Source organism: Deltaproteobacteria bacterium, from assembly GCA_016210005.1.
Taxonomy (GTDB): domain Bacteria; phylum Desulfobacterota; class Binatia; order HRBIN30; family JACQVA1; genus JACQVA1.
Map to the genome: position 1 here is coordinate 1 of JACQVA010000101.1, position 4,949 is coordinate 4,949.

8 protein-coding genes are annotated in these 4,949 nt (G+C 63.3%); 6 read left to right on the forward strand and 2 right to left on the reverse strand.

Annotated features, from left to right (window positions below; translation table 11 throughout):
• The first annotated feature begins 419 nt into the window (after positions 1–419).
• From HY699_10040 to HY699_10065, 6 genes are all read left to right on the forward strand, one after another.
• Positions 420–602: a hypothetical protein gene (locus tag HY699_10040; protein ID MBI4516139.1), complete on the forward strand. Its 183-nt coding sequence runs from the start codon at positions 420–422 to the stop codon at positions 600–602.
• Positions 603–792: 190 nt separating this feature from the next.
• Positions 793–1,068, forward strand: a complete 276-nt coding sequence (locus HY699_10045) for a hypothetical protein (protein MBI4516140.1) — start codon at positions 793–795, stop codon at positions 1,066–1,068.
• A 250-nt stretch (positions 1,069–1,318) separates the two neighbouring features.
• Complete coding sequence (locus tag HY699_10050; protein ID MBI4516141.1) at positions 1,319–1,576, forward strand: hypothetical protein; 258 nt, start codon at positions 1,319–1,321, stop codon at positions 1,574–1,576.
• Between the two features lie 899 nt (positions 1,577–2,475).
• A complete protein-coding gene (locus tag HY699_10055; GenBank protein ID MBI4516142.1) occupies positions 2,476–2,661 on the forward strand; it encodes an IPTL-CTERM sorting domain-containing protein in 186 nt (61 codons plus the stop codon).
• A 110-nt stretch (positions 2,662–2,771) separates the two neighbouring features.
• The gene (gene xrtH / locus HY699_10060; protein MBI4516143.1) at positions 2,772–3,320 is read left to right on the forward strand and encodes an exosortase H; all 549 of its coding nucleotides are present in this window, start codon (positions 2,772–2,774) and stop codon (positions 3,318–3,320) included.
• A gap of 343 nt (positions 3,321–3,663) precedes the next feature.
• Positions 3,664–3,918, forward strand: coding sequence for an SEC-C domain-containing protein (locus tag HY699_10065; protein ID MBI4516144.1), 255 nt, complete (start codon positions 3,664–3,666; stop codon positions 3,916–3,918).
• 376 nt (positions 3,919–4,294) lie between these two features.
• On the opposite strand, the gene HY699_10070 is transcribed toward HY699_10065, so the two are convergent.
• Together HY699_10070 and HY699_10075 are read right to left on the reverse strand one after the other, a co-directional pair.
• A complete protein-coding gene (locus tag HY699_10070) occupies positions 4,295–4,597 on the reverse strand; it encodes a hypothetical protein (protein ID MBI4516145.1) in 303 nt (100 codons plus the stop codon).
• 121 nt (positions 4,598–4,718) lie between these two features.
• A partial coding sequence (locus HY699_10075; GenBank protein MBI4516146.1) for a hypothetical protein occupies positions 4,719–4,949 on the reverse strand: 231 nt, incomplete at its 5' end.

Genomic DNA, 4,949 nt, shown 5'->3' on the forward strand with positions numbered 1-4,949 from the left:
CGGCCTCGATGCGCGCGCGAATCGCGTCGATCGCACCGACCGGAAATACCAGCCCCGCCGCCTCCACCTCCCCCGTCACGCATGTGCGTCTACCACAATCGAATCTCCGTGTCCAGAGGCCACAACTCGGGCAGGATCAGCTCCTCGTGGGGTGCAGGGGCGACGCCCCGCATGCGGCGTTGAAGGCAAGCAGCGGCCTGACTCCCGACCCCAAGTCTATGACACAGTAGTGCTAGAGGTCCGGCCTGTCGGACTTGGCACCGTGCAGCGACCCGAACGGGAGCTGACCCGCCGAACCGACGCCGACCGCAGGTCCGAGACTAGAACTATTGACACGGGGTGCACTGCGTATGTACATGGGCGGCGGGGATGAGCATGGAGCGAAGTACCGCGCGAGGTCGAGAGCGCATGGGCGGAAGGTGCCGCGGACGTACCGGCTGGCGCCGGAGAAAGTGGCGGCGACTCAGCGCGCCCTCGGGAGCGCCACGACAACCGAGGCGATTGAGACCGCCCTCGATCTGGTGCTGTTTCGACGCGAGCTGATCGCCGGCACACGAGCCATGTTGGGTGTCACCCTCACGCCGCCGGAGCCTGGCAAGTGAACCCGCGTGCACAAATACGTACTCGATACCAACATCTTCATTGAAGCGTTCCGAGATCCTGCCGCCAACGCTGAGCTGCAACGCTTTCATCTGCTCTTCGCCCCATTCGAGTACCTGAGTGCGGTAGTGGCTCCAGGAGCTCATTGCGGGGACCCGTGGCGCCGCCGATCGACGGAAGCTCGAACGCCATGTGTTGGCGGTCTATGCGCGACGCGGACGGGTCATCACGCCGTCGCGGCGTGCCTGGGAGAAATCCGGCGCGATGCTGGCCGACCTCGTCCGGCGCGACGGATTGGAACTGCAACGCGTTGGCAAAGCGTTCGGCAACGACATCCTGATTGCCGTCTCTTGCCGCGAGGCGGGCTGCATCCTGGTCACCGACAACACCCGTGACTTCGAGCGCATCGCGGGCGTGAGCAGCTTTCGTTTCGTCGCACCCTTCCCCGATCCGAGAATGATCCACTGAACTGGCCGCCAACTTCTGGGGGCCGCCTCCGGCCATATGCCATGAGCCACCCGCGATACGCGCCCTGGTAGCACGGTGCTACCAATCGGTATTAACAACGTGCTACCAACTCGGGCCACCGATCTCCGCTGCGTCTGAAACCTGCTTCGCGTTGCCCGCCGGAGGCGGCCGGCACTGCGCCTGCATAGCTCTGCGCCTCGGATGGCGCGTGCAGGTGGTCCGAATCGAGAAGACAGAGCGGAATGGACAGGTGCTCTGGCTGGTCCAGGGGCGGCTGACGGGAGCCGATGCCGAGCACTTCGCGCAAGAGGTGGCGGGCTTCGTCCGAGAGCACCCGGGCAAGCAGCTGCATCTCGACCTCCAGGAGGTACGTTCGATGGACGACGCAGCGATCACGGCACTGAGGGAGGCGAGCGGCAGGGTGTGCGTCGCCAGCTGCAACCGATTCCTGAAGCAGCTCCTGCAAGCGGAGGGACCGGGCTTCCTGCTGGGCGGGTCGAGCCGATGAACAGCAGGAAAGGCATCCCACCGGTTTGATCGGCACACGGAGGGGCACAATGAGGACGCGCATCCATCAAACAAGTATCGCACACGGGAGGGTGCATGCTGACTTCGCGGGCACCGCCACGGCCACTCTCAGATCTCTGAGCCAGGGCATCGGAGAAGCATCTGCCAATCGCCAGAGCGGCGAGCCGGCGAGGTCGCCGCGGTGGCCAGCATAAAGAGGAGACTCGCATGAGACGAATGACATTCGTGTTAGCGAATCGGCGGGTATGGTCAGCAGTAATCGCTATTATCGGTAGGGTGGTATCTCTGACGGTCGATGGTAGCACAGCCCAAGCCAGCCTGCTCGAAACGATAGCTGTGCCCTCGGACGGCAGTTCAGTAGTTTCGGCTACAAGTCTAGCGAGCGGAATAACCTATTGGATAAGAGCGTCCGGTGCCATCTTCATTGGAACCGTCTGCCCCACCCAACCGGATGCCGATGCCGAATACTACTGCTTTGACCAAATCACACCTACTGATGTTTGCGCAGGATTTGGTCCAACCGTTGACAATGGTTTAGGGATAAACGACAGCACAATAGACAGTACTACATTCCCATACTGGGGAGCGTACAACCCGGCGCATGTCTACACGAGTGTATTCGTTGGACTGGGAGCGCCTATCAGTTTGAACTACCACGATTGCGTCTATTTCGATAACTACGGCTCGCTTACAGTGGAAATCTGGTCAACGGCACCACCACCAACGCCGACGGAGACACCTACTTGGACGCCAACCAACTCGCCGATGGTTGCACCGACGGCAACGCCAACCGCCACACCGACGAGGACGCCGACGAGAACGCCGACGTGGACGCCGCTTAGCGGTGGCGGGGGCGGAACGACGCCAACCAACTCGCCGATGGTTGCACCGACGGCAACGCCAACCGCCACACCGACGAGGACGCCGACGAGGACGCCGCTTAGCAGTGGCGGGGGCGGAACCTCAATCCCTACCCTCTCCGAGTGGGGCCTGATCGTGTTCGCCCTGGGGCTGCTAGGGGCGGGGACGGCCGTTATCCTCCGGCGGCGCGTGGCCATCGAGTAACCATGGCGCAGCAGAGTCAGACGGGGATCGACTCGCGCGGAAGTGCAGCGAGAGACGGCCGTTATCTTGCGGCGGCGGGCGGCAGGGGACTAGTTGTCCGGAGGCGTGGGATGCCTGCGAACCGGTTGACAGCGACTCACCGGAACCAGACCGCAAGAGCCCTACTGGTCAGATTCGCGCTGACATTCCTCGGGCTCGTTCTGCTGTTTTCGACCCTGGTGCAGGTCGATTTGCTCGTGTTCGATGGGGCGGTGGGCGGAGTAGTGTCGAACCTGTCGGCGCGACTCGCGGCGGCCAGTTTGGCGCTTCTTGGTGCGGACGTGGCGCGGGTGGACAACACGATTTCTTACAGGTCAGCAGCTTTCCAGATCGTTTCAGACTGTACGGGGGTCGAGGTCATCGGGCTGTTCGTCGCGGCGGTGCTCGCCTTTCCGAGCGGCCCGCGCCGCAAGGTCTCTGGGCTGATACTGGGGATTCCGGTTCTGCTGGTCGTCAACTTGGTGCGCATGGTGACGCTGATTGATATCGGCGCACGGTACCCCGAAACGCTCGAATACGGTCACTTGTACCTATGGCCGGTGATCATCTTGGCAGTGGCCCTCGCGATGTGGCTCTCTTGGGCGCGGAGCGCGGATCGTGACCGGCATCTTCTGGCTTAGCGTGCGCTTTCTGGCGCTGTATGCGGTGCTCCTTGGCCTGTTCGCCACGGCGCCCATGCAACGCATCGCCGGCGGCTTCGTTGCCGCGATCGGTGCGGGCGTGCTGCGGGCGTGTTTGGATGAGCCGGTCGCGTGGTCGGTGACGGAACCGGCAGCTTGGGCGCCCAGAAGCGGGAAGCTCGCCGTGATCGTGCCGCCGGAGCGCCTGCACCTGAATACACTCGACCACATCCGCAACGTGCCGCTCTTTCTCGCCATCGTGCTGGCGGCCGCACGCGCCCGTCGCCGTCGCTTGCTCGCCGTGTTGTGTGTGGGGACGGCGGCATTGCTCCTGCTCGACGGGATGGTGGTCGCGGGCGAGGCGTGGCAAGCCCTGGAGGACACGGTACCGTTCAACCGCGCCTACCAGGCGCTCGCGGTGCTCGGCATCTATCACGCCACCGGAGGCGCCGGGCTGTTCGCGGCCCCGGTCTTTGTGGGCGCCCTCGCCGCCCTGACTCTGGGCAAGGCGGGGCCACCCCTATCGCAGCAGCCCGGACGCAACGATCCCTGCCCCTGCGGCAGCGGCCTCAAATCCAAGCGCTGCTGCAGAAGATAGATCACCGTTCCGGCTTGCGGGCCGTCCTATTGGAGACGGGCCCGACAAAAGCCCGCTTTCTTCCTTTCTTCCTTTCTTCCGACTGGAGACGGGCTGCGCTCAGATAGCGCTTCCTGGCCGACGAAGAACAGGCACACGCCAGCAGCAAACGTCAACACGTGCTGGATAGCGACAAAGCGGTCCATCTCCAGCGGGTGGTATGCCCACACGGCCACACCGAGGGCGACCAGGGCCACTTTGCGTCCGTTTTGTCCCTCTCGATCAACACTTCGGTCCGGGTCCTCCCCCTCCCATCACCCCCCATCACCCGGAGATTGCTCCGAGAGCTCTTTTGTTACCCCGACAAGGACTCCCCGCGTCCGGTCTGGGTGACTTTTCAGGCCAAGCTGGCAGCCGGCATCCAGGAAGGGGCCGTATGTGAACCCGCGATCAGGTGAAAGTTCAAGCGGAAGTTGTTTGGGTGCTCGCGCAACGCGTCGATGGCCCAGAGCATGCGGAGCGCGACGATGACAGCCAAATACACTACGGCGCTGAGGGAACCGTGCACGGCGCGGTAAAGAGCACCGTAGGCGAGGAACGCAATGGCGAGATCCTGGAAGAAACGAGAGTAGTCAGCGTAGGGATGCCGGCCCGGCAATGTAAGTTCGCGGGCACGAAGCCCACGCCGGGTCACGACCATAGGCTCCTTTCGAACCTCACGGGCGCCAGCGGCGCCGTTGCCTGGGCCATCTCCAGAGTCTTCATGGCTCGATCCCTTCCCCGCCAATAGACGGGCAGTTGTCTGTTGATTCCGACGACAACTAGAAAATGACCTTCTTCTCAACAAGCCGCTGGTAGCGCTCCTCGCCGATCTGCATCAGGCTCTTGAAGACATGCTCGTTGTCTTGGCCGATCATCGGCCCGGGGCGGATGTCGGGGGTGAAGCCGCTGGTCTTTACGTAGGCGCCGTAAATCGTCTCGCTGAAGCCGAGCGGGGGTTGCACCTCGATGAACGTGCGGCGGGCTCGGTAGTGCGGGTCGTCGAGGAGATC